General features: G+C 66.2%; 26 protein-coding genes. 13 read left to right on the top strand and 13 right to left on the bottom strand.

What is annotated here, in order from left to right; genetic code table 11:
* Positions 1-3: 3 nt before the first annotated feature.
* The 4 genes from ON44_RS41290 to ON44_RS41275 are packed head-to-tail and all read right to left on the bottom strand — an operon-like array spanning position 4 to position 2,357.
* Complete coding sequence (locus ON44_RS41290) at positions 4-213, bottom strand: hypothetical protein (protein WP_040700338.1); 210 nt, start codon at positions 211-213, stop codon at positions 4-6.
* A 10-nt stretch (positions 214-223) separates the two neighbouring features.
* The gene (locus ON44_RS41285; RefSeq protein ID WP_040700336.1) at positions 224-1,114 is read right to left on the bottom strand and encodes an NAD(P)-dependent oxidoreductase; all 891 of its coding nucleotides are present in this window, start codon (positions 1,112-1,114) and stop codon (positions 224-226) included.
* Positions 1,107-1,502 (bottom strand): 4-carboxymuconolactone decarboxylase, encoded by a 396-nt coding sequence (gene pcaC, locus ON44_RS41280; RefSeq protein ID WP_040700335.1) that lies wholly within the window; start codon positions 1,500-1,502, stop codon positions 1,107-1,109. The genes ON44_RS41285 and pcaC overlap by 8 nt, the downstream gene beginning before the upstream one ends.
* Before the next feature lie 21 nt (positions 1,503-1,523).
* Positions 1,524-2,357, bottom strand: coding sequence for an SDR family oxidoreductase (locus ON44_RS41275; protein ID WP_040700334.1), 834 nt, complete (start codon positions 2,355-2,357; stop codon positions 1,524-1,526).
* Between the two features lie 86 nt (positions 2,358-2,443).
* Between ON44_RS41275 and ON44_RS41270 the strand changes: the two genes are divergently transcribed.
* The 6 genes from ON44_RS41270 (at position 2,444) to ON44_RS41245 (ending at position 8,330) form a co-directional block, all read left to right on the top strand.
* Complete coding sequence (locus ON44_RS41270) at positions 2,444-4,021, top strand: methylmalonyl-CoA mutase family protein (protein ID WP_040700332.1); 1,578 nt, start codon at positions 2,444-2,446, stop codon at positions 4,019-4,021.
* Positions 4,021-4,464 carry a cobalamin B12-binding domain-containing protein gene (locus ON44_RS41265; RefSeq protein WP_051183180.1) on the top strand — a complete coding sequence of 148 codons (444 nt, stop codon included), beginning with the start codon at positions 4,021-4,023 and terminating at the stop codon, positions 4,462-4,464. Before ON44_RS41270 ends, ON44_RS41265 begins: the two co-directional genes overlap by 1 nt.
* Positions 4,465-4,513: 49 nt before the next feature.
* The gene (locus ON44_RS41260) at positions 4,514-5,470 is read left to right on the top strand and encodes an LLM class F420-dependent oxidoreductase (protein ID WP_040700330.1); all 957 of its coding nucleotides are present in this window, start codon (positions 4,514-4,516) and stop codon (positions 5,468-5,470) included.
* Between the two features lie 4 nt (positions 5,471-5,474).
* Positions 5,475-6,515 (top strand): CaiB/BaiF CoA transferase family protein, encoded by a 1,041-nt coding sequence (locus tag ON44_RS41255; protein WP_040700328.1) that lies wholly within the window; start codon positions 5,475-5,477, stop codon positions 6,513-6,515.
* 193 nt (positions 6,516-6,708) lie between these two features.
* Positions 6,709-7,131, top strand: coding sequence for a group I truncated hemoglobin (locus ON44_RS41250; RefSeq protein WP_040700327.1), 423 nt, complete (start codon positions 6,709-6,711; stop codon positions 7,129-7,131).
* A gap of 386 nt (positions 7,132-7,517) precedes the next feature.
* On the top strand, positions 7,518-8,330 hold the full coding sequence (locus tag ON44_RS41245) for an alpha/beta fold hydrolase (RefSeq protein WP_040700325.1): 813 nt from the start codon (positions 7,518-7,520) through the stop codon (positions 8,328-8,330).
* A 54-nt stretch (positions 8,331-8,384) separates the two neighbouring features.
* On the opposite strand, the gene ON44_RS41240 is transcribed toward ON44_RS41245, so the two are convergent.
* Entirely contained in the window at positions 8,385-9,287 is a 903-nt protein-coding gene (locus ON44_RS41240; protein WP_040700323.1) for an aminoglycoside phosphotransferase family protein, read from the bottom strand.
* 107 nt (positions 9,288-9,394) lie between these two features.
* Positions 9,395-10,090 carry a TioE family transcriptional regulator gene (locus tag ON44_RS41235; RefSeq protein ID WP_040700322.1) on the bottom strand — a complete coding sequence of 232 codons (696 nt, stop codon included), beginning with the start codon at positions 10,088-10,090 and terminating at the stop codon, positions 9,395-9,397.
* Between the two features lie 112 nt (positions 10,091-10,202).
* On the opposite strand from ON44_RS41235, the gene ON44_RS41230 reads away from it, so the two are divergent.
* From ON44_RS41230 to ON44_RS41220, 3 genes are all read left to right on the top strand, one after another.
* The gene (locus ON44_RS41230) at positions 10,203-11,411 is read left to right on the top strand and encodes an erythromycin esterase family protein (protein WP_040700320.1); all 1,209 of its coding nucleotides are present in this window, start codon (positions 10,203-10,205) and stop codon (positions 11,409-11,411) included.
* 391 nt (positions 11,412-11,802) lie between these two features.
* Positions 11,803-12,198, top strand: coding sequence for an ectoine synthase (locus tag ON44_RS41225; RefSeq protein WP_040700319.1), 396 nt, complete (start codon positions 11,803-11,805; stop codon positions 12,196-12,198).
* Positions 12,195-13,262 carry a threonine aldolase family protein gene (locus tag ON44_RS41220; RefSeq protein ID WP_051183178.1) on the top strand — a complete coding sequence of 356 codons (1,068 nt, stop codon included), beginning with the start codon at positions 12,195-12,197 and terminating at the stop codon, positions 13,260-13,262. The genes ON44_RS41225 and ON44_RS41220 overlap by 4 nt, the downstream gene beginning before the upstream one ends.
* A 21-nt stretch (positions 13,263-13,283) precedes the next feature.
* Here the strand turns inward: ON44_RS41220 and ON44_RS41215 are convergent, their stop codons facing one another.
* The 4 genes from ON44_RS41215 to ON44_RS41200 form a co-directional block, all read right to left on the bottom strand.
* Positions 13,284-14,048, bottom strand: a complete 765-nt coding sequence (locus tag ON44_RS41215; protein WP_040700317.1) for an enoyl-CoA hydratase/isomerase family protein — start codon at positions 14,046-14,048, stop codon at positions 13,284-13,286.
* Between the two features lies 1 nt (position 14,049).
* Entirely contained in the window at positions 14,050-15,138 is a 1,089-nt protein-coding gene (locus ON44_RS41210) for an acyl-CoA dehydrogenase family protein (protein ID WP_040700316.1), read from the bottom strand.
* Entirely contained in the window at positions 15,125-16,027 is a 903-nt protein-coding gene (locus tag ON44_RS41205; protein WP_040700314.1) for an acyl-CoA dehydrogenase family protein, read from the bottom strand. Before ON44_RS41205 ends, ON44_RS41210 begins: the two co-directional genes overlap by 14 nt.
* 128 nt (positions 16,028-16,155) lie before the next feature.
* Positions 16,156-17,337, bottom strand: a complete 1,182-nt coding sequence (locus ON44_RS41200) for an RNA-guided endonuclease InsQ/TnpB family protein (protein ID WP_051183176.1) — start codon at positions 17,335-17,337, stop codon at positions 16,156-16,158.
* A 188-nt stretch (positions 17,338-17,525) separates the two neighbouring features.
* On the opposite strand from ON44_RS41200, the gene ON44_RS41195 reads away from it, so the two are divergent.
* Positions 17,526-18,578: a ferredoxin--NADP reductase gene (locus tag ON44_RS41195; protein ID WP_040700313.1), complete on the top strand. Its 1,053-nt coding sequence runs from the start codon at positions 17,526-17,528 to the stop codon at positions 18,576-18,578.
* A 510-nt stretch (positions 18,579-19,088) separates the two neighbouring features.
* Here the strand turns inward: ON44_RS41195 and ON44_RS41190 are convergent.
* Positions 19,089-19,817, bottom strand: a complete 729-nt coding sequence (locus tag ON44_RS41190; protein ID WP_174415257.1) for a DNA alkylation repair protein — start codon at positions 19,815-19,817, stop codon at positions 19,089-19,091.
* A gap of 112 nt (positions 19,818-19,929) precedes the next feature.
* Here ON44_RS41190 and ON44_RS41185 point away from each other — a divergent pair, with 112 nt between their 5' ends.
* The 3 genes from ON44_RS41185 to ON44_RS41175 all read left to right on the top strand — a co-directional run bounded on the left by ON44_RS41185 (position 19,930) and on the right by ON44_RS41175 (position 21,795).
* Positions 19,930-20,151: a hypothetical protein gene (locus tag ON44_RS41185; protein ID WP_040700310.1), complete on the top strand. Its 222-nt coding sequence runs from the start codon at positions 19,930-19,932 to the stop codon at positions 20,149-20,151.
* 54 nt (positions 20,152-20,205) lie between these two features.
* Complete coding sequence (locus ON44_RS41180; protein ID WP_051183173.1) at positions 20,206-20,652, top strand: hypothetical protein; 447 nt, start codon at positions 20,206-20,208, stop codon at positions 20,650-20,652.
* A 360-nt stretch (positions 20,653-21,012) separates the two neighbouring features.
* Positions 21,013-21,795 carry an AraC family transcriptional regulator gene (locus ON44_RS41175; RefSeq protein WP_051183191.1) on the top strand — a complete coding sequence of 261 codons (783 nt, stop codon included), beginning with the start codon at positions 21,013-21,015 and terminating at the stop codon, positions 21,793-21,795.
* Here ON44_RS41175 and ON44_RS41170 read toward each other — a convergent pair.
* Positions 21,785-23,350 (bottom strand): MFS transporter, encoded by a 1,566-nt coding sequence (locus tag ON44_RS41170; RefSeq protein WP_157187577.1) that lies wholly within the window; start codon positions 23,348-23,350, stop codon positions 21,785-21,787. The genes ON44_RS41175 and ON44_RS41170 overlap by 11 nt on opposite strands.
* Positions 23,351-23,584: 234 nt before the next feature.
* Positions 23,585-24,334, bottom strand: a complete 750-nt coding sequence (locus ON44_RS41165; RefSeq protein WP_245567534.1) for an SDR family NAD(P)-dependent oxidoreductase — start codon at positions 24,332-24,334, stop codon at positions 23,585-23,587.
* Positions 24,335-24,340 lie beyond the last annotated feature (6 nt).

Genomic DNA, 24,340 nt, shown 5'->3' with positions numbered 1-24,340 from the left:
GAGTCAACTGGACCGGGCGTCGGTCATCGTGGTCAGCGCCACCGGGCCGCTCCACCCGCACGGCTGCCCGCAGGTGGCGACGAGTTGCGATTCGGTGGCGCCGTCGGCGAAGGTCTGGATCATCGCCGCGGCGGTGGCGGAATAGCCGCAGCGTGGGCATTTGCCGAAGTAGTGGAGCACGTCGACGACCGAGAATCGTATGGGCGTATTCATGGTGTGGGCCTTAATGTTCTGCGGACTGTGCGTCCGCCCAGCGCGCGATATCGGTTTGGTCGGCGCTCGGACCGAGGTCGGCCGCGGCGCGCGCCCACAGCTCGACGGCGCGTTCGCCGAGTGCGGCCGGTATGCCGAGCGAGGCCGCCAAGTCGGTGGCGATCCGCATGTCCTTGAGCATGAGTGCGAGCGCGAATCCGGAGTCGAAGGTTTCCGGCAGAATCGCCTGCGGGAACTTGAGTTCGGTTGCGGCACTGCGGCCGCTGGCGGCATTGATGGTCTCGACGATCACGGCTGGGTCCAGGCCGAAACGGCGTCCGGCCGCGACCCCCTCGGCGGCGGCGAGCAGGTTGACCGCGGCGAGCAGATTATTGATCGCCTTGACGGCATGACCGGCGCCCGATGCACCTATGCGCCGTACCTTGCCCAGCGGCGCCAGCACCGAATCAATTTGGGCGACAGTGTCTTCCGGGCCCCCGACCATGATCGTCATGGTACCGTCCGCCGCCCCGCGCACGCCGCCGGACACCGGTGCGTCGACCAGCGTGATTCGACGCTCGGCCAATGCGGCGGCCAGCCGCCGCGTCGACTCTGGTTCAGATGAGCTCATATCGACCACGATCGCGTCCGAGCCCAAGGCGGCCAGGACCTGCTCGTCACCGAGTACCGATTCGACGACGGCGGAACTGGGCAGCATGAGAATCAGGTGGGTGGCTCCGGCGGCGGCTGCGGCGGCGCTGGTCGCGACTCGTCCGCCGACCGCGGCCAAGCCTGCGCGGGCGTTCTCGGACGGGTCGAATCCGACGACCTCGAAACCCGCCGCCACCAACCGCCGGGACATGTGCGCGCCCATGGTGCCGAGGCCGAGGAAGGCGATGTGCCCGGTAGCGCGTTCAGGCATCAGCGTGCTCCTGCAGGATCGGTCCGGCGATTCGGAAGGCTTCGACTCCGGCCGGGACACCGGCATAGACCGTCGCGTGCAGCAGCACCTCCCGGATCTCGTCCGGGGTGACGCCGTTGGTCAATGCGGCGCGCACGTGCGTGGCGAATTCCGTGGAACGGTTGAGCGAAGTCAGCATTGCCAGGGTGATCATCGACCGGGCCCGGCGGTCCAGGCCGGGGCGGGTCCACACCGCACCCCAACAGTATTCGGTCACCAGATCCTGCAGCGGCTCGGAGAAGTCGGTGGCGGCGGCCAGCGCCCGGTCGACGTAGTCGGCGCCGACGACCTCGCGGCGGACCTGTAATCCGGCCTCGTAGCGCGGCCGTTGGTCGGGATCGATTGTCATATCCGGCAATCCTTTCGGCGATCAGTCGAGGAACAGGTCCGGTGTCGGGTGCGCGCCACCGCCGTAGCGGGACAGGTCCTCGACGCCGCCGAATCGCGCCAATGCCTCGGCGTCGATGAAGCAGTTGCCGGTGATCTCCCGTGCGGGCTGGGACACGATCTCGACCGCGGCATCGGCCATGATCTCCGGACTGCGCGCGGCCGCGAGTTGATTCGTACCGTTGTCGAGGTTGGCCACCGCGGAGGTGGCGATGAAGGTCTCGGGCCACAGACAGTTGAATGCGATTGCGGCCTTGGCGTATTCGACGGCCCAGCCCTGCGACAGCAGCGTCATTCCGTACTTCGACAGCGTGTACACCGGGTGCGCGCCGAGCCAGCGCGGGTTCATATTCACCGGTGGCGCGATGGTCAGCACATGCGGGTTGGCCGAATTGCGTAGGTGCGGCACGCAGGACTGGGTCAGCAGGAAGGCGCCGCGGATATTGATGTCCATCATCAGATCGAACTTCTTGGGCGACAACCGCTCGGTCGGCTCGGTCGCGATGGCGCTGGCATTGTTGACGCAGATATCGATGCCGCCGAAGCGTTCCAGTGCGGTGCCCACCACCCGCTGCACATCCTCCTCGCGGCGCACATCACCCACCACGGCGGCCGCCTTGCCGCCCGCGGCCTCGATTTCGGCGGCCGCCGTGTAGACGGTGCCGGGCAGCCGTGGGTGCGGTTCGGCCGTCTTGGCCAGCAGCACCACGTTGGCGCCCCGGCGGGCGGCGGCGACCGCGATGGCCAGTCCGATACCGCGGCTGGCGCCGGAGATCACCATCGTGCGGTCGGTCAACGGTCGGTGCTGCTCGGGCATCGTGCTCCTAGGGAAACGGATTGTGAGAACTCACTCGCTTCAGATGGTATTGGCATTCTCTTTTTTGGCAAGTAGCGTATTCACTGATGAACGACCAAGTGCAGACCTCGTCCGGTATCCCGCTCGAGCCGGTCTACGGACCGGAAGACCGGCGTGCCGATCCGCCCCAGCCGGGCGCATATCCCTTCACGCGTGGCAACTTCGCCTCCGGCTATCGGGGTCGGTTGTGGACGTTCCGGCAGTACTCGGGCTTCGGCACCGCGGAGGAATCCAACCGGCGCTACCGGTATCTGCTCGACCAAGGCGGCACCGGACTTTCGGTGGCGTTGGATCTGCCGACGCAGTGCGGCTACGACTCCGACGATCCCGAGGTGAGCGAGGAAGTCGGCCGGGTCGGTGTCGCCGTCGACACGCTCGCCGACGCCGAGGTCCTCTTCGACGGCATCCCGCTGGACAAGATCAGCACCAGCTTCACCATCAACGGCACCGCGGCGATCCTGTTGGCGTTCTATGTGGCAGCCGCGGAGAAAAAGGGCGTGCCGCGGGAAAAGCTCACGGGCACCATCCAGAACGACATCCTCAAGGAATACGCCTCGCGTGGCACCTGGATCTGGCCGCCGGAACCGTCGCTGCGGTTGATCGCCGACACCATCGAGTTCTGCGCGGCCGAGGTGCCGCGGTTCAACGCGATCTCGGTGGCGGGCGCGCATTTCCGCGACGCCGGGGCGACCGCGGTGCAGGAGATGGCCTTCACCCTCGCCGACGGCGTGACCTACTGCGACACCGTTGTGGAACGCGGCCGGATGACGATCGATCAATTCGCGCCACAGATCTCGTTCTTCTTCTACACCCACGGCGACTTTTTCGAGGAGATCGCGAAGTACCGTGCGGGTCGGCGTCGTTGGGCCACCCTGGTGCGCGAGCGCTACGGCGCGAGCACGGATAAGGCGTCGATGTTCCGGTTCGGCTGTGTCGCCGGCGGCGCGTCGTTGTACGCGCCACAGGCCCAGAACAATCTGGTGCGGGTCGCATACGAGTCGATGGCTTCGGTGCTCGGCGGAGTGCAGTCGATGTTCACCGCCGCGTGGGATGAACCGTTCGCGCTGCCGAGCGAGGAGTCGGCGACGCTGGCGCTGCGAACCCAGCAGATCCTCGCCTATGAGACCGGTGTGACACGGGTGGCCGATCCGCTCGGCGGCTCCTACTTCGTCGAGGCGCTCACCGACGCCACCGAGGCCCGCATCGTCGAGATCATGACCGATCTGGAGCAGCACGGCGGCATGGTGCGCTGCATCGAAGACGGATATCTGCAGGGGCTGATCGCCGACGAGGCCTATCGGCTGCATCAGGAGGTGGAGTCGGGTTCGCGTCCGGTGGTCGGGGTGAACCGATTCGTCTCCGACGAGCCCGCACCCGATATCGACACCTACGAACTCGACGCCAAGGGACGGGAATTGCAGCTCGAGCGCCTGGCACGGGTGAAGGCCGAACGAGATCCCGCTGCGGTGCGTGCCTGTCTCACCGCTTTGTCGCATGTCGCCGAAAGAGACGGAAACCTGATGCACAATCTGATCGACTGCGCCAACGCGTACTGCACGGTCGGCGAGATGACCGCCGCACTGAAGTCGGTATGGGGCGAATTCCAGCAGCCGGTGGTGTTCTGATGCCCGCGCGCGTACTCGTCGCCAAGCCGGGATTGGACGGTCACGACCGCGGCGCCAAGATCGTCGCCCGCACCCTGCGCGATGCGGGGTTCGAGGTCATCTACACCGGCATCCGTCAGCGTGTGGAGGACATCGTGTCGATCGCGTTGCAGGAAGACGTCGCCGTGGTCGGTTTGAGCATCCTGTCCGGCGCGCATGTGTCGATGACGACGCGCGTCGTGGACGCGCTGCGGGCCGCCGGCGCAGGCGATATCGCGGTGGTGGTCGGCGGCACCATCCCGCAGGCGGATGTGCCGCGACTGCTGGAAGCCGGTGCGGCCGCGGTCTTTCCGACCGGTACCGCGCTGGAGACGCTGGTCACCGAGATCCGCGCGCTGTGTTCACCCACCCCGTCGGCTCCGCCGACTGCCGTCCCCGAGACCGAAACCGCGACGCCGTCGTGATCCTGAGCGGCCGCAGTCATCTGAAAGAGCCTGGAAACTGGAGGAATTCGTGCGAATCGGAGTGATGATAGGGCCGGAGAAGGGGGACTCCGCGCGCAAGCTCAGCAGAATGCTCGACGATATCGAATGGGCCGAAGCCGCGGGACTGGACACCGCGTGGATTCCGCAGATACCAACCGATTTCGATGCGCTGATCACCATCGCCTTGATGGGTATGAAGACCACCCGCATCGAGTTGGGCACCGCGGTCGTGCCATTGCAGGCACAGCATCCGATCGCCCTTGCCCGCCAAGCGCTTTCGGCGCAGGCCGCGGCCGGTGGTCGGCTCGCGCTCGGTGTCGGACCCTCGCATCACTGGATCGTGCAGGACATGCTCGGGCTGCCCTATACGAAACCGGCGGCCTACACCCGCGACTACCTGGACGTATTGAATGCCGGTCTACGCGGGCCCGGCCAGGTCGACATCGAAAACGACACCTTCACCGTGCACAATCCGCTCGACCTCGGCCCCGTAGCGCCGGTGCCGGTACTGATCGCCGCACTCGGACCGGTCATGTTGCGCATCGCCGGGGAACAGGCAGACGGCACCATCCTGTGGATGGCCGACGAGCGTGCGGTGGCCGACCATGTCGTCCCGAAAATCACCAAGGCCGCCGCCGACGCCGGGCGGCCCGCACCCCGCATCATCGCCGGGCTGCCGGTGTGCCTGTGCTCGCCGTCGGAGGTCGACGAGGCCAAGGCGCGGGCCAACCGGATCCTCGGCGAGGCCGAGGTCTCGCCCAACTACCAGCGGCTGCTGGAACAGGGGTCGGCCAGCGATATCGGTGATATCTGCGTCGCGGGCGACGAGCGGGCGATCGCGGCGGGACTGCGGCGCTTCGCCGACGCCGGCGCCACGGATCTGTCGGTGCGGCTGCTGCCCATCGGCGACACCCGCGACGAACTCATCGCCTCCAAGCGCCGCACCCGGGAGATGATCGCCGAACTGGCGAAGGAATTGCGGTGAGCGAGTGAACCATCGGGGGCCACTGGCGGATATCCGGATACTCGAGGTCGGCACCATGCTCGCCGGTCCCTACGCCACGATGATGCTCGCCGATCTCGGTGCCGAGGTGACCAAGATCGAACCGCCGGACGGGGAGATCTCGCGGCAGGTCGGTGACTCCTATTTCGCCAGCCTCAATCGCGGCAAGCGCAGTATCCGACTCGAATTGACCAGCCCCGCCGGGCAGCGCAGGCTGGCCGGACTCGTCGCGGAATCGCATGCGCTGCTGGTGAATTTGAAGCCGTCGGCGATCCGGCGGCTCGGCCTGACCTACGAGTCGCTGCGGCGATTCAACGAGCGGATCGTGTGTGTGGCGATCACGGGCTTCGGCTTGGACGGCGGTGACGACCCCGCCTTCGATTACGTGATCCAGGCGGCGACGGGCATCGCCGCGATGACGGGCGATCCGCAGGGACCGCCCACGTTGCCCGGGTATTCGTCGGCCGACAACTCGACCGGCCTCACCGCCGCGCTCGGCCTGCTCGCCCAGATCGTCTCCGGCCGGGGCGGACAGGTGGACGTCTCGCTGTACCAGGTGATGCTCTCGCAGCTGAACTACCATGCGTCTGCCTATCTCAACGACGGCAAACAGCCACAACGCCGAAAGTTCGGTGCCCATTCGTATTACGTTCCAGCACAGCTCTTCCCGACCGCCGACGGCTACCTGGCGCTGTTCATCACCCACGACGGCTTCTGGAAGGTCTTCGCCGCGGAGGCGGGTGTCGACGGATTCGAGACGATGGCCGAGCGGGCCGCGCACCGCGACGAGGTACTCGCCGCGGTAACCGCGGCTCTGGCCACCGATACCGCCTCCGGCTGGGAATCGCGCCTGCGCCCGCTCGGCATCCCGGCCGCCGCGGTGCGCAGCCTGCCCGAGGCCTTGTCCGCCACCCCCGAAACCGTTGTCACCGTTGGCGATTACCGGCTGATCGGCAGTCCGATCCGGATAGCCGGATACCAGCCGCGATACGGTCCACCGCCGGTGCTGGGTGAGCATGACGTGTAGTCGTGGGGGCTCGTGGTGCCCTGAGTGGGCACGAAAAGTCTGGACGGTTTCCGCGGGATGAGTGAGGTTCGAAACATTGCTCACAGGTGCGGCAGCCTGCTGTGAGTTCCGTGAAATATATTGGCTACGAATGGAAAACGGGCTGCGACAGCCGACTAACCGGGCGGAAACCGACCGGTGCTGTCCTGAATGCATGGAAATCACGTCATGGTTCAAGTCCAAGTCCGGGGCAGCCACGGTCGCCGAGCCCGGCCCAATCTACGAGCAGATCGGAGGTCACGAGGCCCTCGCGGCGGTAGTCGAGGACTTCTATGTCCGCGTCCTCGCCGACGACCAGCTGGCGGCGTTCTTCACCGGTACGAACATGTCTCGGTTGAAGGGGCGTCAGGTCGAGTTCTTCTCCGCTGCGCTCGGCGGCCCAGGCCCCTACACCGGTGCCCCGATGAAGCAGGTCCATCAGGGCCGTGGCATCACGATGCACCATTTCACCCTCGTGGCCGGACATCTGACCGATGCGCTGACCGTCGCCGGGGTGCCGACGGCGCTGGTGGAACAGATCATCGGGGCTATTGCCCCGCTGGCCGGCGACATCGCGTCCGGCTCGGCCTCCGAGTAACCGCGCTGACCCTGCCGCCGTTGACCGCCGCATCGTTTGTCGAGTGCTCTCCCGATCAACTTCTGTGCAGCCTCACCGGTAACAGACTGTCCGGCAAGGGTTTTGAATGCGCGGCCGGAGGTCGCTAGCTCGCGCGGCTGTGTGATGGTCGGCTCAGCGGCTGTCCCTTCCACCTACTCTGGGAATCCGGCTGCCGTGCCCGCCGCTCGGCCCCGTGTAGCGCCCCCGTTCCATGTTCGTCCGATGTAATTCATTGCCGCGCTTGATCACTCGTGCTTCGCTGCGTCTTTCGCGGTTCTGGTATCGACGCACCTCACCGAACCGCGCGGATCGTTGCGATGCGCAACCGCGCTCTGCTGCCGCCTCCAGCCGACTAGGGTGTCGATATGGAGTGCAACGTCAACGGCGTTTCCGTGCATTACGTCGAACACGGCAACGGGACTCCGATCTTGATGATGCACGGTTCGGGGGTGGATCATCGCGAGATGGTCGGGACGATGGAGCCGATCTTCGGTGGCATACCTGATTATCGGCGGATCTATCTGGATCTCCCGGGTATGGGGCGCACTCCGGCGCCGGAAACGATCAACAGCTCCGACGATGTGGTCGAGCTCGTCCTCGGGTTGGTCGATGTTGTGATCGGTGATCGGGATTTGCTGGTTATCGGTCATTCCGCCGGCGGCTATTTCGCCAGGGCGGTCGCGAACAGGCGCCGTGACCAGGTGATCGGTCTGGCCGTCAGCTGTCCCCTCATCGAGGACCCGCGCGACATACCTGCACACCAGGTGGTGCACGCCGCAGGCGACCTGGGCGACGTTCTGAGCCCGGACGACCGGACCGAATTCGAGGGCTACTTTGTGGTGCACACACCCGCCATGCAAGAGCGGTTCCAGCATGATGTGGCTCCCGCCATCCCCCTGGCCGACCAGGGCGCGATGGCGCGGATCGGCGAACGCTGGCGGCTGAGCCCCGGCCCCGAGGACGGACCACCGTATCCCAACCCGACCCTCATCATCGCAGGCCGCCAAGACTCCGCAATGGGATTCGCAGGCCATTGGGATCTGGTCGAGCACTATCCCCGCGGCACATTCGCGGTGCTGGACCGCGCCGGGCACGCGCTGCCGCACGAGCAGGGCGACCTCGTCAAGGCGCTCATCACCGAATGGCTTCGCCGCGTCCAGGAGCATCGTTCGGCATAAGTCGAGACGGCCGAAGCCGAGTCCGCACACCGTGTATCGGCGGAGATCGGGCATTCACGTGAGCGCTTGGGCGAGTTGGTCGGTGGCGTTGATGAGCCATTCGGGGTCGCCGTGCCGCCGCCCCCACATCGCTTCCCGGACTGCTCCGACCTGAGTCCAGCGAAGTACCCGGTCGGTGTCGATTTGGGCTGCGTCGCAATAGATATCGAGGAGACGGAGCACCGTTGGCTGCATATTCGAGGAGCGGAGCAGGTCGTCGAAGCGGGGGCTGCGGATCACATTGAGGGCGTCGTGCGCCGGGTCTCCGACAAAGGTCTTGGGGTCGATCGCGAGCCAGGGTTCGCGATCGGAGGCCAAGATGTTGGCGTCGTGCAGGTCTCCGTGCACGAGGATGTCGGGTTGGTCGGGACCGAGCTCGCGCAGGGTAGCAACGGCGGCGTCGAGGACCTTACGCGGCAGCGGATGACCGAAGGTCGCTGCGGTGGAAAGGATCTCGTGTTCCCAGCGATCGACCTGGTCGGACAGTTTCGGTAGTCCGGGTGGCGCGGCGATGGCCAGCCGGTGGGACAGTCCGCCCTGGATGGTGAGGGCTTGCTCGTGGTCGGTGACGGTGGCAAGTGTGCAGTGCGACGCCCTTTCCAGCAGCATCGCGAAGTTGTCGTCGTCACGCGCGAAAAGATGTGCTGCGCCTTTACCGTTCCAGGTCGCGTACGCATCCGGTTCGTGGACATTGCCGGGGTGCGGGAACGACACCTTGATGACCGCGGGCGGCAGTTCACGGCACCGCACTGGTACAACGATCCCGACTTGTCCATGCATCACCGATCCCGTCGGTGTGCACGACCAGCGTTGCAGCAGCTCGTCCACGAGGCCAGGCAAGGCGACGATCCAAGCGCGCCCGCGTTCCCCTTCACCGGCGGACATGATCTGAGCGAAGGCCACCGGGATCTCGATCATGAGACGACTCTAATGACGCCGAGACGGCCGGGATGCACTGTCAGCCTGGATATCGCGTAACGCCGCGATCCAGGCGTTCGAGCGAGCAAAGCCGTTGACCGCCCTCGCTACGTCTGATCGAGCAGGGCGAAGTAGGCGTCGAGTTGGGCCGCGCCGGCGAGAAGGTTGCGGCTGCGCGTGGTGAGCCGGTCCTGCCAGGAGTCGAGGAAGGTGCTCAACGCGTCCGCCCCGCCCGCCTCGCGCAGCGACTCGATGAACTGCGCGACCTGGTGCAGCGGGTACCCGCCTCGACGCAGTTGTCGTGCGATCTCGGCGTCGCGCACGCAGTCCGGTCCGTATTGGCGGTAGCCCGTTGCCCGGTCGCGTTCGGGGCGCAGGATGCCCTCGGTCTCCCAGGTGCGCAGCGTCGCCGGGTGCACGCCGAGCCGGCGCGCGAGTTCGCCCACGGTCAGCGGTCGGCCGTTGACAGGGGGCGGTGTCGTGGTGGACAGGCTGTCGAGGGCCGCCGCGACCTCGGTGCGGGTGTTGCGTTCGGCGAGCAGTGCGATGTGCGTGGCGTCGATGAGCCGGTAGGCGGACTCGGTGTCGCCCCGGTTGGTCGCGCGCATGATCTCCATTGCCTGCTGGTGTCCGTGGCCGCCGCGCAATGCGAGGAAGGCGCGCAGGGCCTGCGCGTGCAGGGACGTGTATCGCCGGTAACCGGTCTCGCTGCGCTCGGTCGGCGGGAGGATGCCTGCGGCGTCGTAGTTGCGGATCGCCTGGGCCGACAACCCGTGTTCCCGGGCGAGATCGATGGGGCGCAGCCTGTACCTCCGATTGAGGCTTTCATCTATGGACTAAAGGTAGAAATTTCGGAAGTTTCACACGAATCTTCAACGATACCGTCGAGGGTAGTTACGTCCGAAAGGGGTGTTCATGTCTACTGCCGCATCACTGCGTGGGATCGGCCGCCAACTCGACGACCCGGTCGGCCTGGGCCGTGCCCTCGACGAGCTGATCGCCGCGCGGACCGAGCCGCCGACCCTGCTCGCCCTAGGCGAGCCGACCCACGGGATCGAGGCATTCCCGTTGCTGCGCAACGAAATCCTCGGCCACCTCGTCGAACGGGGGTACCGGTCGATCGTGCTGGAGACCGATGTCTTTGCCGCGTCCGTGGTCGATGACTACGTCGCCGGGGCAACGGCGGAGATCGACACGGTGCTCGCGACCGGGTTCAGCCACGGGTTCGGCGCCGTTCCGGGCAACCGCGAACTCGTCGAATGGCTCCGCGCGCACAATGCCGGCTGTGCGCCGCAGGATCGGGTTCGCTTCCACGGCTTCGACGCGCCGACGGAGTACTCCGGTGCGCCGAGCCCGCGACACGCGCTGTCCTCGATCAACGACTATCTGCCCGCGGCGCTACGGCCCGAATCAGTCCACGACCTCGACACGCTGCTCGGCGAGGACACGGACTGGACGAACCCGGCGGCCATGTTCGATCCGGCAGCCTCCATCGGCGACTCCGACCGTGCCCGCGCCCTACGCATCGTCGCCGACGACCTCGCCAGCACGCTGCGCCGCGCGGCACCCGACCTGCACCGCGCCGACCCCATCGGCTATGCACTCGCCGCCGCGCACGCGCGCACCGCCCAGGGCCTGCTGCGCTATCACGCGGCCATGGCCTGCCCCGCTCCTGATCGCATCGCGACTCTGCTCAGCTTGCGCACCGAGATGATGGCCGAGAACCTGCTCGCGATCGTGGCCCAGGAACAGCGACGCGGGCCGAGCCTGGTGTTCGCGCACAACGCCCACCTGCAACGCACACAGTCGGTCGGCGAGGACGCGCCGAGTTGGGCAAGCGCTGGAGCGCTTGTCGCGCTCACCCTCGGCGAGCGTTATGCGTTTCTGGCAACCGATGCCAACCCCCACAGCGATCTCGGCACCCTTCAGGGCATGTTGGCCGAGGCGACCACCCGCCGCGCCTTGTTCCCGGCACAGGCCCTGCGTGCCGTGCTTCCGCCGTCGATCGGTCCGGGCGAACCGATCGTGCCCGGCCACATCCCGCTCACCCCAACAGAATTGGACGGCGCCGACGCGGTCATCTTCATCGCCGATACCGACGGAAAACGGCATCAGTACTGGTAGCAGTACTCGGCCCGCGGGCCTGGTCATCGCCCCGTTGGCGCCGCTGGACCAGTCGGCGGGCGTCGCCCCGCAAGCGGACCAGGCCGCGGAAATCCACGCCGCCGGACCCCTTCGCGACCACCACCTTGCCTGCCGCTTATGGCGCGGTCGACCCGACGAGATCCGCTGTGGCACAGGACGTTCGCTTCTGCCACATGTCCGCGCTTCGTAACCGGCCACGTCGTTCCCGCCGACCAGCTCCCGCTCCGAAGAGCAGACCCTTGGTCATACCAAGGGAGGTATGGCGCGATCTTAGCTATAGGGGGCGTTCCTGCCACTGTCGGGGAAGCCGCACCAGCAGCCATGATCTTAGTGTTCGCAGGAAACGCACGAGACGAAGGAAACGTACTCCATGATCGTCCGTTCACTGAAAGAGATCATCGGCACCGAGCGAGAAGTGAAGGGCCCCACGTGGAATAGCCGTCGCCTGGTGCTCGCCGAGGAGAAGGTCGGCTTCTCCTTGAACGACACCGTGGTGGACGCGGGTACCGAGATCAAGATGTGGTACGCCAACCACGTCGAGGCCGTCTACGTCATCGAGGGGCGGGGCGAACTGGTCGACGACGAGACCGGTGAAAAGCACCGTCTCGAGCCCGGCGTGATGTACCTGGTCGACGCGCACCAGCACCACACTCTGCGCGCCCACACCCAGTTCCGCGCGGTCTGCGTGTTCAATCCGCCCCTCACCGGGCGGGAGGTCCACGACGAGAACGGCGCCTTCCCGCTGCTTACGGAAGAGGATCAGTGAGCGACACCTTTACCGAGCCTGCCGACGAGGGCGAGCCGCTGCGCGGTTTCGCCAGTGACAACAACGCCTCGGTGCACCCGGACATCATGGCGGCGCTGGCCGCCGCCAACTCCGGCCACCAGCCTGCCTACGGTGCGGACATCCACACCACTCGGCTGCGCGAGCTGATCAAGGGCCATTTCGGCGAGCGCGCCGATGTCTATCCGGTCTTCAACGGCAGCGGCGCCAACGTGGTTGGGCTGCAGGCGATGTGCGACCGGTGGAGCGCGGTGGTCTGCCCGGAATCCGCGCACATCAACCTGGACGAGTGCGGCGCACCCGAGAAGGTAGCCGGGCTCAAGCTGATCCCGGTGCCCACCCCGGACGGCAAGCTGACGCCGGAACTGCTCGACCGTTACGCGCGGGGCTTCGGCGAGGAGCACCACGCCCAGCCCAAGGTCGTCTCCATCACCCAAAGCACCGAGTTCGGCACCCTCTACACGCCCGGCGAAATCGCGGCCATCGGCGCGCTGGCGCGCGAGCGCGGCATGCTGCTGCATGTGGACGGCGCCCGGCTGGCCAACGCGGCCGCCGCGCTCGACCTGCCGCTGCGCGCGTTCACCACCGACGCCGGGGTGGACGTGATGTCCTTCGGCGGCACCAAGAATGGCTTGATGCTCGGGGAGGCGATCGTGGTGCTCAACCCGGACGCGGTGCGCGGCGTGCGGTACCTGCGCAAGACGGCGCTGCAGCTGGCATCCAAAATGCGGTACGTGTCGGCGCAGCTCGTCGCGCTGCTCGAGGGCGACCTGTGGCTGAGCAACGCCCGGCACGCCAACGCGATGGCGGCCCGGCTTGCCACGGCCGTCGCCCCAGTGCCCGGCGTCGAGATCGTCCGGCCGGTCCAGGCCAACGCCGTTTTCGCCATACTGCCCCGGGAGGTCACCGAACGGCTGCAGAAGCGGTTCCGCTTCCACACCTGGGACGAACGCACCGGCGAGGTCCGTTGGATGTGCTCGTTCGACACCACCGAGGCCGATGTGGACGCCTTCGCGGCCGCCATCGCCCAGGAGACGGCCGCTTGAACAGAGCCTTTGCCGTAACCCTCAGCGCTTTGCCGTGAGCTTGGCGATGTTGGCCCGGAAGTCCGCACTCTGGAACGTCAGATCCTCGGCCGCCAGGGCGTAGTCGAGTGTGGCCAGTACGGCATGCTCGAGTTGCAGGTTGAGCACGCGCTTGGTGCTCTCCACCGCCTGCTGCGGAAGTTCGAGCATCCGTTGGGCACACGCCAGCGCCTCGGCGACCGGATCTTCGACGACATGGTTGGCCAGGCCCATCTCGCGTGCCCTCGCGGCGGGGATCCGCGCGCCGGTGATCGCGTATTCCTTGGCCAGCAGCATGCTGGTGTGCAGGGGCCAGGTGAGGGGGCCGCCGTCGGCGGCGACCAACCCGACCTGCACGTGCGGGTCGGCCAGATACGCGGTTTCGGCGATGTAGACCATGTCGCTCAACGCGACAAGGCTGCAGCCGAGACCGACTGCCGGACCGTTGACCGCGGCGATCACCGGGATCCGGCAGCGGGCCATTCCGAGCACGATGTCGCGGCCGTCGGCAATTGTCTTGGCGCGCAGATCGCTATCGCGGCTGAGTTCCTCGAGGTAGGTGAAATCGCCGCCCGCGGAGAAGGCACGGCCCGCGCCGGTCAGCACTGCTACCCGCGCCCCGCTGTCCGCGCTGAGCCGGGGCCACAGCCGGGCGAGCCCGGCATGCAGCGGATCGTTGACGGCGTTGAGGGCATCGGGTCGGTTCAGCGTGATGATCCGGACCGGTCCCTCGGCACGAACATCGATTTCGGCTGGCATGTCGTACATTTCAAACTCCCAATCCAAGGATGCGCGCGGCGATGATGTTCTTCTGTATCTGCGAGGTACCACCCATGACGCTCTGTGCGCGGCTGTAGAAGTAGGACCCGAGCAGCTCCGGATCGCGGGTACCGCCGACAGCCAGCGCCGCGTGGCCGACCGCCTGGTCGACCCAGGTCATGAGCAGTTTGTCCAGCGACCCATCGGGCCCGTGGGTGACACCGTCGAGCTGCTCGGAGAGCCGGCGCCGCACATGCAGGCGCAGCATTTCGGTCTGCACCGCCGCCCAGGCGAGTTCCTCGGGCGCCTTGCCCTCGACGCGAGCAGCCAACTGGCGCACCAGTTTTCCGTATCGAGCCGCGAATCCCAGGGTGGATGGCTCGCGTTCGTGTCCGACGACGGTCATTGCCAGCTTCCAGCCCTCCCCGGGCGCCCCGACCAGCTGATCCGCGGGCACGATCGCCCCGTCGAATTCCACCTGACCGAATTCCCGGGTCACTCCGCTGATCATCCGCAATGGCCGCTGCTGCACACCCGGCTGCTTCATCGAGATGATGAATGCCGAAATGCCTTTGTGCCGTGGGACATCCGGATCGGTACGCGCCAAGAGCAGGCACCAGTCGGCGACATCGGAATAGCTGGTCCAGATCTTGTGGCCGTTGATGACGTAGTGGTCGCCCTCGCGCGTCGCGGTGGTCGTCAGCGCGGCCAGATCCGAGCCCGCTCCCGGCTCGCTGAAGCCCTGGCACCAGCGCTCGGTGCCGTTGATCATGCCGGGCAGGAACCGTTGCCGCAGTTCCTTGCTCGCGTGCCGTCCGAGGCCTGCGACCAGGTAGCCGAGGCTGGGCCGCGGCGGCGCACCAGCGATCGCCAACTCCTCGTCCAGGATGACGTCGTAGACCGGCGAAAGGTCGTGGCCACCGAATTCTCGCGGCCACGACAGTCCGAAGAATCCGGCCGCGTAGAGCGCCTGATGCCATTCGCCCTGCCGCGCCCAGTATTCGTCGCCCGAGGTCGGAAAGGTACCGGCCACCTCGGTCAGCCAGGCGCGCAGCCGGTCCCGGAATTCGGCCTCCTGCGGTGCATCACGAAAGTCCAAGGTCGATCTCCTCCAGGCTGACGGGGAACAATTCGGTCGAGGTCAGGGCCCGGCGCAGGTATACGTGCGCGAGGCACTCCCAGGTGTTGCCGATGCCGCCGTGCACTTGAATCGCGGTCTCGCATACCGTCCGCGCAGCACGCGCGCAGTACAGCTTCGCGATCCGCGCCGCCCGCATCGACTCGGCGTGCGGCAATTCGTCGACCGACCAGGCCGCGTGGCGCGCGACGCTGATCGACCCCTCGATCAGGGCCTGGCTCTCGGCGAGCAGGTGCGCGACCGCTTGATACGAGCCGATCGTATTGCCGTACTGCGCACGGACTTTCGCGTAATCGACGGCGAGAGACTGCGCGCCGCGGGCGACACCGACCAGATCGGCGGTGGTGGCCACCAGCGCCAAGGCCCGCCACTGGGCCACCTGATCGGCGGACAGTTCGCCGAGGAAGTCGGGTCGACCGATGAACTCCGCGTCGACCCTGGTGAGATCCGCACCGGGGAGTTCGGTACCGACCCCGCCGACGAGCAACTGGCCGTCGTCGATCACCAGCGCCCGCTCGGCGCCGTGCGCGTCGATCGCCCTGGCCGCCACAGCGACGGTCCAGCGCTGATCGTCATCGGCCGGACCACGCAGATCGTCGGCCAGTACCGGCCCCAGAAACGGCACGTCTACCAGTCCGCGCCCGAACTCCTCGGCCACGATCGCCACCTCGACTCCGGAGGCGCCATCCGAACGCAGTGCCCGCCAGCCGGTCTGGTCGACCGCCTTCTCCAGTCGGGTCACCCGCGCCGCGTCGTCGAGGTCGAGTACCGAGCCGGGGCCGAGGTCATCGGCCAATTTCGCGGCGGCGTCCCGCAATTGCCGCTGTTCACTCGTCAATCGGACATCCATAGCACTCCTCGAGAACATGACACAGGGCGAACACTGTGCAACGACAGCCGAAAAAAGTCGCGCCCCACATGATTTGACGTCCTCTCCGGTTCAGAGACCGGAGATTCCTGCCAGCGCCTTGCAGCGCTCTAGGTGAGTTCCTGCTTCCGCGCGCCGTGCCGGAACGAGTCCGGTCCTACCAGCGCTCCACAGGCGTTTAGTCTCTCGGCGCGTCCCGCCGCGAGAATATTCTTGGCCGCGTTCAGGTCCCGATCGTGAACGGCACCGCAAGGGCACGTCCATTCTCGGATGCACAGCGGTTTCGGGCCGTCGACCCGACCGCACGTAGAGCACAGCTGCGACGACGGAAAGTATCTGTCGATCTCGGCGAAGTACCGCCCACGCCGGCGAGCCTTCTCCTCTAGCATCCGGGTGAATGTGCCCCACCCGGCGTCGTGAACGGACTTCGCCAACCGGGAGCGGCTCAACCCCTTCACACACAAGTCTTCGACGAACACCGCTTGGTTGTCGCGGATGATCGCCGTAGAGCGTTTGTGCGCCCAATCCCGCCGGGTATTGGCCACTTTGGCGTGTGCCCTGGCAACCTTTGTCCGCGCCTTTGCGCGGTTTGTAGAGCCTTTCTGCTTGCGGGAGAGAGCTTTCTGTAACTGTCGCAGCCTGCGTTCGGCTCGCTGCAGAAATCTTGGCGAGGCGATCGTTGCACCATTGGATAACACTGCGAACGTCGCCAAGCCCAAGTCGATTCCTACCTCGGACTCGACCGGCGGCAACGGTTCCTCGGTCGCCTCCACCACAAACGATGCAAAATACCGGCCCGCCGCGTCCTTGATCACTGTCACGCTCGACGGGGGCGACGGCAGCTCCCGCGACCACACCACCCTCACGTCGCCGATCTTCGGCAACCGCAACTTCCCGCCAGACGTGATCGCAAAGCGCGCCGCACGAGTGAACCGAATCGACTGCCGACTGTCCTTGCGTGACCGGAACCGTGGCGGCGCAACTCTTCCGCCCTTCCGCTTTCCCATGATCGATTCGAAGAAATTGCGGTACGCGGTGTTCAGGTCCGCCAAGGCTTGCTGTAGTACGACTGCTGACACCTCGGCCAACCATGCTCGCTCCGGAGTCTTCTTCGCCTCGGTCAGGTGCTTCGATAACTCGCGATCTGGCAGGTACGGCAATCCGTTGTCGAATGCATGCCTGCGAGCTACCAACGCGTCGTTGAACACCACCCGCGCGCAGCCAAACGCCTTGGCCAGCGCCGCCTGCTGCCCAGCCGTGGGGTAGAGCCGGAACTGGTACCTGAGCTGCACGCGGCGATCGTAGCGTTCGGCTATGACCGAATATCAAGGAATGCGTGCGGATGGACATCACAACCGTGCGGCTAGTCCGGGGCCCGAGAGGGAAACTTCCGGGAAGGCAACATCGAGAATACTCCATCTCATGATGGAGAATATACTTCTCCAATAGCTAGAATCTCAATACCAGGAGGAGGCAGTTCATGGCGAGACCCCCGTTATTCCAGCGCGCGACCGTAACGCGGATCGTTAAAGAGAGCGCCGACGCGCGCACCTATGTGCTCGCCCCGCACGAGGGGCCGATCGCTTATCAATCCGGGCAGTTCTGCACGTTCCGAGTCCACGTGGACGGCAAGGACCTGTTCCGCTCCTACTCGATGTCGAGTGCGCCGGAAACCGACCGCGAACTGATGACCACCATCAAGCGGGTGCCCGGCGGACAGGTCTCGAACTGGCTGCACGACAACGTGATCGAGGGCGACGAACTGGAGCTGACCAGGGCGGCAGGCCGATTCTGTCTGCGCCCCACCGAAGCACCGCTGCTCGGTTTCAGCGGCGGCAGCGGCATCACACCGATCCTGTCGCTGGCCAAGAGCGCCCTGGCGAGCACCGCCAGGGGGGTGCGACTGCTGTGCGCGGACCGCGATCGGGAGTCGGTGATCTTCGAGGCGGTACTCGCGGAACTGGTCGACCGCTACCCGGGGCGGCTGGAGGTGATCCGCCACCTCGACGCCGACGGCGGCTTCCTGACACCCGACGCGATCCGCGACTTCGTCGGCGCGGACGGCGGCGGCGACAGTTATATCTGCGGACCCGAGGCCTTCATGGAGATGGTCGAGAACGCCCTGCCCGGACCGGGCCTGGTGTTCAGCGAACGATTCGGTGCGCCTGCCCCGGTGCTGCCCGCTACCCCCGCGGCCGTCGAAACCCCTACGGCCACAACCACCGTCGAAACCCCCACTGCCACAACCCCCGTGGCGACCGACAGCACCGTCACGATCATCCTCAAGGGCAAGAAGAAGTCGGTTCCGCGCAAGGACGGCGAAACCCTGCTCGACAGCGCCCGCCGCGCCGGTCTCACACCGCCGTTCTCCTGCGAGGCCGGTAACTGCGCCACCTGCATGGCCAAGGTGACGAAAGGTCATGCCACGCTGCGCCGCAACGACGCGCTGACCGACGACGAACTCGCCGAGGGGTATGTCCTCACGTGTCAGGCCGTGCCCGATACGGACTCCATCACCGTTGACTACGAGTGAGCGATACCGCGCACCGTGCCGCCGACATTCGCCCCGCCAAAGCAGCAGCACGGCGTTGCGATTCGCATCGACTACATCTCGTGGGCGCAAGCGGATAGGGAATTCGAGGACTCACCTGATGCCGGGTACGGTCGCCCGAGCATTCGAGTGGGAGAAGGGCACTCGCGGCCGCGTTCGGGGCCCCCTTCCTGCCCGATGCTGCCATTCCGTACCTCGGTCTGCTTCCACTGGTCCTTGGTCTCAAAGCCGCGTGGCAAGCATGGAAAAACCACCGCGACGATGCCCCGTCGCACTCACCGCAACGGCGCCGCATCCGGGCCGACAACACCCGAGATGCACTACTGGACAAGTGATCACGGGGAACTGGCGGCGCACTCCTCTCGGGCGACGCCGCCATAGTTTCCACGTGATCAGCTGACCAATCTGTGGGGTGGTGGATCCCGGAGGTGATCTCGGCCGTTGATCGTGTGCCGCGTTTTGGCGGAGGGAGCGGCATGAGCGCGAGCCTTCCTACTTGTCGTGCTGTCGGCGCACCATTTCTGTGATCCAGGTGGGTGCGAAGGGAGATGTGCAGTTCGGTGGGGTCGGGTAGTCCTCGAGTACCTTCAAGCGCTCACCGATGTCGATGGCACGGGCGCGCTGGTCGGCGTGCTCGATGCCGATCTGAGCCAGGCAGTGGTTCATCGCCCACTGCAGGCGATCGGGGGCGTCTTTCATCTGTGCCTCGATGATGTCGAGTAGTCCTGCGAGGTCGAGGCTCTCGGGCTGCTTCGCCACGCGTTCGGTGGTCAACGCCCAGCCTGCACTCGCGACCACTGGATCCGGATCGGCGAACCAGGACAGGCGCAGCTCTTCGGCGTACGGGTTCTTCTTCACCACATAGTTCACCAGCCAGTCGTGCACCTTGGGTGTGCGCGCCTCGCGCACCATGACGTCCAACTCGTCACGCTCGAACGCCTTCGGGCGGCAGATCAGGGTCGCCAGTAGTTTTGCCGCGGTGTCATCGGTCGCCCAGAGCTGGCGCGCGAGTTCCTGCTGCGTTTTCAGCCGCTTCGCGAGCGCGCGCAGCTTGCTGAGGTTCACACCGTGATCGTCACCGTGTTTCTCGTTCACCACGCGCGTCCTCGGGTCCTCGAGTGCGGCCAGCTCGGCCATCACCTCGGCCACCGTCGTTTCGGCCACCCCGGCCTCCTGTCCATCACGTGGGGGATTCAGATATGCGGGACATGGTGAGGCCATGACGATACCGACTCGGCCCCGGGATACGGCGAACTCCCACAGGCAGGCAGCCGGGAGGGCTTTCACCTGGGGATTGATACTCGGCTAGATCGGGGGAGCGCTCGTTACGACCGTGGCAGCGGTCGGCCTGTTCATGCATCGCACCGACACGGTCCGTACGTACCCAGCACCGAACAACACCTATGCCGCCGTCGTGAAACGAGTCCACCGCGCGATCGATACCGACAGCTACGAAATCTGGCTCGGACCGTTCACCAACGGCGAGGTGCCGCGCGGGCACATCGTGACGATCCCGACCGGTAGCCGGGAATGGTCATTCTTCCGTCACCGATGAAATCGATCGTCCCGCGGCGTCGAAATCAGTGAGCCACCGGAGAGGAGACACGCGATGAACCAGTCCACCAACGAATCGGCACGCGAGCGCCTGGAGGTCTTCGTCGGGGAATGGACGATGCAGGCCGGACCTCCCGGCGGGCCGCCGTGGCCGGGTGCGGGCCGCGTCACCTTCGAATGGCTCACGGGCACACCGCTGTTGGTCCAGCGCTGGCATATCGACCTGCCCGAGGCTCCCGACGGTGTCGCCGTCATCGGTTGCGATGGTATGAGCGACACCTACTACCAGCTCTACACCGACGACCGAGACGTTCAGCGAATATACGAAATGACCTTGACCGACGGCATCTGGACGCTGCATCGCGACGGCGAACCTTTCGCCCAGCGATTCACCGGCAGATTTTCCGACGACGGGACGATGATCCAGGGTAGCTGGGAGCTGGCCGAGGACCGAAGCACCTGGAAGACCGACTTCGACCTGACCTACACGAAGGTCACGTAGAACCTCGCACCGTGCGGTCGCACATATGTACCGCAGTGTCGGGATCACTGGAATCGGCACCGGTTCGACGTGAACTCGTACGGCATAGCAAGACGTTCCGCGTGTCGGTGCGTGGGATGGGAACGTCCTCCTGATGCGCTTGTCGGGCTTGGTGTCCCATCGCAGTAGTCCGCGCAAAGGCCCCGAAAACCATCCCGGCAGCCGCGCGGACCATCGCCGCGACACTGGCCTCCCAGGACTGAGCGAAGCCCCAATCCCAAAGCACTACCACTGCTGATCCGGATAGCGCGATCACCCCTCGGGATCGGGCACATCGATCGAGCTCGCCGCGTCGGACTGGTCGGGGTTAGGGTCTCGGTGGTGGGAGCCAATCAGCACATAAGCCTCGATGCGGCCGACCATCCCAGCATCGTCATCGCCCTGGATCCGAGCGCGAGCGTGACGACGCATACGCATCCGCAGCACCAATTGTCATGGGCGCCTGACGGTGTGCTCACCGTGGAGACGGACCACAGCCGTTGGATCGTGCAGCGTACACGTGGGTTGTGGGTGCCCGCTGGGGTGTCGCACGCGGTGATGCCGAGCCCGGCCGGGCGGCTGCTGTCGCTGTTTTTCGAGCCGGAGCTGTGCCCGATCGGCTGGACCACACCGACGGTGGTCGACGCCACCGGACTGACCGGGCCACTGTTGAGTTATCTGATGGAACTGGGTGAGCAGGACAGGGATCGGCGTGCGCACGCGCTGACGGTGTTGTGGGATGTGCTCCGGCCGATGTCGGTCACCGAGATTCCGACGACGTTACCGGTGGATCCGTATGCCCTGCGGGTGGCGTTGGAGATTCGCCGGAATCCCATGCAGGACAAGGGATTGGATGCGTGGGGACGTCTGGTAGGTGTGTCGGCACGGACCCTGTCGCGGCGGTTCCGCGCCGAGACCGGCGTGAGTTTCGAGAGCTGGCGCACCTTCGAACGGCTCAATGCCGCGTTACCGCTGCTGGCGGCCGGCGCGACGGTGGCGGGCGCGGCGCGGGCGGTGGGCTACGGGACTGCCAGCGCCTTCATCGCCGCGTTCAGACGGGAGATCGGCACCACTCCCGCCGCGTATTTCGGCCGGAGTGATGCCGATCCGGAGATCACAATCTGAATCGCAGTGCGTCCCGGCCGAAGGCGGCCACCGCCAGCAGGGTGGCCACGACGCCGATCACAGTGCCCAGAGTGATCGCGGCATTGAGCCCGTCGACGGCGGCACGATTAGCGATATCGGCGAGAGTTGGTGCGAGCGTGGCGAATTCGTGTGGTCCGGCGCCACCGGCCTGTCCTCCCGCACCGGCTGCGGCGGCATCGATGAACTGCCCTGAGCTGATGGACTGCCCACCGGGCAACGCTGCCAAGCCACTCCTGGCGGTGTCGCGCGCGGTGCTGCTGAACAGCGCGCCCAGTCCGGCCACGCCCATGGCCATCCCGACCTGGCGCAGTGTGGCGAAGGTGGCGCTGGTCATTCCGGCGTCCTCGGCCTGCGCGAAGGTCAGCGACGCGGCCTGGGCGAGCGCGGTGATCGCACCCAACCCGAGCCCGCCGAGGACCATGCCGGGAATGAAATGGGTCCAGTCACTGGCAATCCCGACGCCGCCGAGCAACCACATTCCGAGCGTCACCAGGCCCATGGTGACCGGCAGTGAAACACCGATGGGCACACGCTTGGCCAGGACGGCGGTCGTCGGAGCGGCGACGAGTGCCGCGAGGCTGATCGGCAGCAGCCGCAGGCCCATCTGCAGTGGACTGAGCCCGAAGGCGCCGATCATGAAGACCGCCAGATAGTTCGAGGCGGCCATCAGCGTGCCCATGTAGGCGACGGACACAATCGCGGTGCCGGTGAACCCGGGCTTACGGACCATGGATGGATCCAGCAGCGGGTGCGCGGTCCTGGTCTGCCACCAAGCGAAGGCGATCAGCAGGACGAACGAGGCGCCGACGAGGGTCAGCGTGGTGGCCGAGGTCCAGCCCAGCGCATTCCCTCGCGTCAGTGCGAAGACACCAGAGGTCAGTCCACCGATCAGCAGTAGCGAACCGAGCCAGTCGGTACGACGCCCGGACGTCCGCGCGGATTCGGGTATGCGCGCCAACGCTATTCCCGCGACGACCAGCCCGACGGGCACATTGACGGTGAAAATGGATCGCCACCCGAACTGCGTGACCAGCGCCCCGCCGAGAACCGGCCCGGCGACACTGGCCGCCGCCATCACCGCCCCGTACACGCCGATGGCCTCGGCGCGCTTTCGGGAATCGGGAAACGCGACCGCCAGCAGCGGCAGCGCGGTGGCGAACAGCATGGCCGCGCCGACACCCTGCACCGCACGCAGCACGTTCAACTGAATGAGACTGCCGGACAAGGACAGTGCCAGCGAGCTCGCGGTGAAGACCGTCATGCCGGTGACGAACAATCGTTTCCGGCCGAACCGGTCACCGACGGTGGCGAACGTGAGCAGCACCCCGGCCAGTGGAATCGCGTAGGCGTCGATGACCCACTGCAGTCCGTCGATGGAGCAGTCGAAGTCGGCACGAATATCGGCCAGGGCCGCGGTGACGACGGTGGTGTCGAGCATCAGCATGAACACCGCGATGCTCACCAGGGATAGCACCAGCGCGGGCCGTCGCCCGCGCACACGTTCCGCTGCTGGAACTTCGATGGTCGTAGACATGGCGTCCTTTCCTATCGGCACGGAAATGCATTGCGCTGTAACAGTTTTCGTTATTCGAAAGCCGTCGCGCGACTGCACTACCAACGCTAGAGATCGGACGATTCGACGGAAATGACGTATCAGGACAGGTAGTTGCGCGTATGCGACAGGAGGATTGGCCTGAGCGCCCATTCCGGCACTGATGCCGCGGAATGGATCGAGGAATGGGCGCTCAGGCTGATCCGTTCCGTGCGATCAGCCCCTCGGAATCAGCACTTCCGAACGCTGCACCGTGCCGGTGATACCGGTGGCATCCTGGCCCGCCAGCAGCACCGCGGCACGGGCGATCGTTTCCGGCGGCTCGACCATGTTCGCTGGAATTTCCTGGCCACCGCCTCCGGCCTGCCAGCCTTCGGTCAATACCACTCGGGACGGGCTCAGGCAGTTGACCGCGATGTTGTCTTCCTTCAGTTCCGCGGCCAGGCCGAGGTAGAGACGTTCGACAGCGGCCTTGGATACCCAGTACGCGTTGGCGCCGCGGATCATATCCACGCCGGTGGTGGTGATCGCGATGAGCGAGCCGCCGCCGCGGGCTTTCAGATGCGGGATGACGGCCTTGGTCACGAGGAAGACGCCGGTCAGGTTGACGTTCATGCACAGCTGCCAGCGCTTGAGTGGTGTGGTCTCGATCGGACCCAACCACATCACGCCCGCATTGGCGACCAGGATATCGATACCGCCGAACTCCGAAACCGTTGCGGCCACGGCATTCTCGACCGACTCCTCGCTGGTGACATCGCACGCCACCGGCAGTGCCGTTCCGCCCGCGGCGGTGATCCGGTCGGCGACCGAACCGATGGTGCCCGGCAGTTTGCCCTCGGTTTCCGAGCGCGCGGCGACGGCCACCGCGGCACCCGCTCCGGCCAACCCGGCGGCTATCGCCGCACCGATGCCGCGACTGGCGCCGGCGACGAATGCGACCTTGCCGCTGAGTGTTTCGCCCAACCCGGG

Source organism: Nocardia vinacea NBRC 16497 (assembly GCF_000308835.1).
In the GTDB taxonomy this organism is placed as follows: Bacteria; Actinomycetota; Actinomycetes; order Mycobacteriales; family Mycobacteriaceae; genus Nocardia; species Nocardia vinacea.
This window is presented reverse-complemented; position numbering and strand designations above follow the sequence as displayed.

Excerpts from the sequence above, each read along its gene's own strand:
- ON44_RS41290 (WP_040700338.1), bottom strand. The coding sequence starts at position 213 with ATGAATACGCCCATACGATTCTCGGTCGTCGACGTGCTCCACTACTTC.
- ON44_RS41285 (WP_040700336.1), bottom strand. The coding sequence starts at position 1,114 with ATGCCTGAACGCGCTACCGGGCACATCGCCTTCCTCGGCCTCGGCACC.
- pcaC (WP_040700335.1), bottom strand. The coding sequence starts at position 1,502 with ATGACAATCGATCCCGACCAACGGCCGCGCTACGAGGCCGGATTACAG.
- ON44_RS41275 (WP_040700334.1), bottom strand. The coding sequence starts at position 2,357 with ATGCCCGAGCAGCACCGACCGTTGACCGACCGCACGATGGTGATCTCC.
- ON44_RS41270 (WP_040700332.1), top strand. The coding sequence starts at position 2,444 with ATGAACGACCAAGTGCAGACCTCGTCCGGTATCCCGCTCGAGCCGGTC.
- ON44_RS41265 (WP_051183180.1), top strand. The coding sequence starts at position 4,021 with ATGCCCGCGCGCGTACTCGTCGCCAAGCCGGGATTGGACGGTCACGAC.
- ON44_RS41250 (WP_040700327.1), top strand. The coding sequence starts at position 6,709 with ATGGAAATCACGTCATGGTTCAAGTCCAAGTCCGGGGCAGCCACGGTC.
- ON44_RS41245 (WP_040700325.1), top strand. The coding sequence starts at position 7,518 with ATGGAGTGCAACGTCAACGGCGTTTCCGTGCATTACGTCGAACACGGC.
- ON44_RS41240 (WP_040700323.1), bottom strand. The coding sequence starts at position 9,287 with ATGATCGAGATCCCGGTGGCCTTCGCTCAGATCATGTCCGCCGGTGAA.
- ON44_RS41230 (WP_040700320.1), top strand. The coding sequence starts at position 10,203 with ATGTCTACTGCCGCATCACTGCGTGGGATCGGCCGCCAACTCGACGAC.
- ON44_RS41225 (WP_040700319.1), top strand. The coding sequence starts at position 11,803 with ATGATCGTCCGTTCACTGAAAGAGATCATCGGCACCGAGCGAGAAGTG.
- ON44_RS41215 (WP_040700317.1), bottom strand. The coding sequence starts at position 14,048 with ATGTACGACATGCCAGCCGAAATCGATGTTCGTGCCGAGGGACCGGTC.
- ON44_RS41205 (WP_040700314.1), bottom strand. The coding sequence starts at position 16,027 with ATGGATGTCCGATTGACGAGTGAACAGCGGCAATTGCGGGACGCCGCC.
- ON44_RS41195 (WP_040700313.1), top strand. The coding sequence starts at position 17,526 with ATGGCGAGACCCCCGTTATTCCAGCGCGCGACCGTAACGCGGATCGTT.
- ON44_RS41190 (WP_174415257.1), bottom strand. The coding sequence starts at position 19,817 with ATGGCCTCACCATGTCCCGCATATCTGAATCCCCCACGTGATGGACAG.
- ON44_RS41180 (WP_051183173.1), top strand. The coding sequence starts at position 20,206 with ATGAACCAGTCCACCAACGAATCGGCACGCGAGCGCCTGGAGGTCTTC.
- ON44_RS41170 (WP_157187577.1), bottom strand. The coding sequence starts at position 23,350 with ATGTCTACGACCATCGAAGTTCCAGCAGCGGAACGTGTGCGCGGGCGA.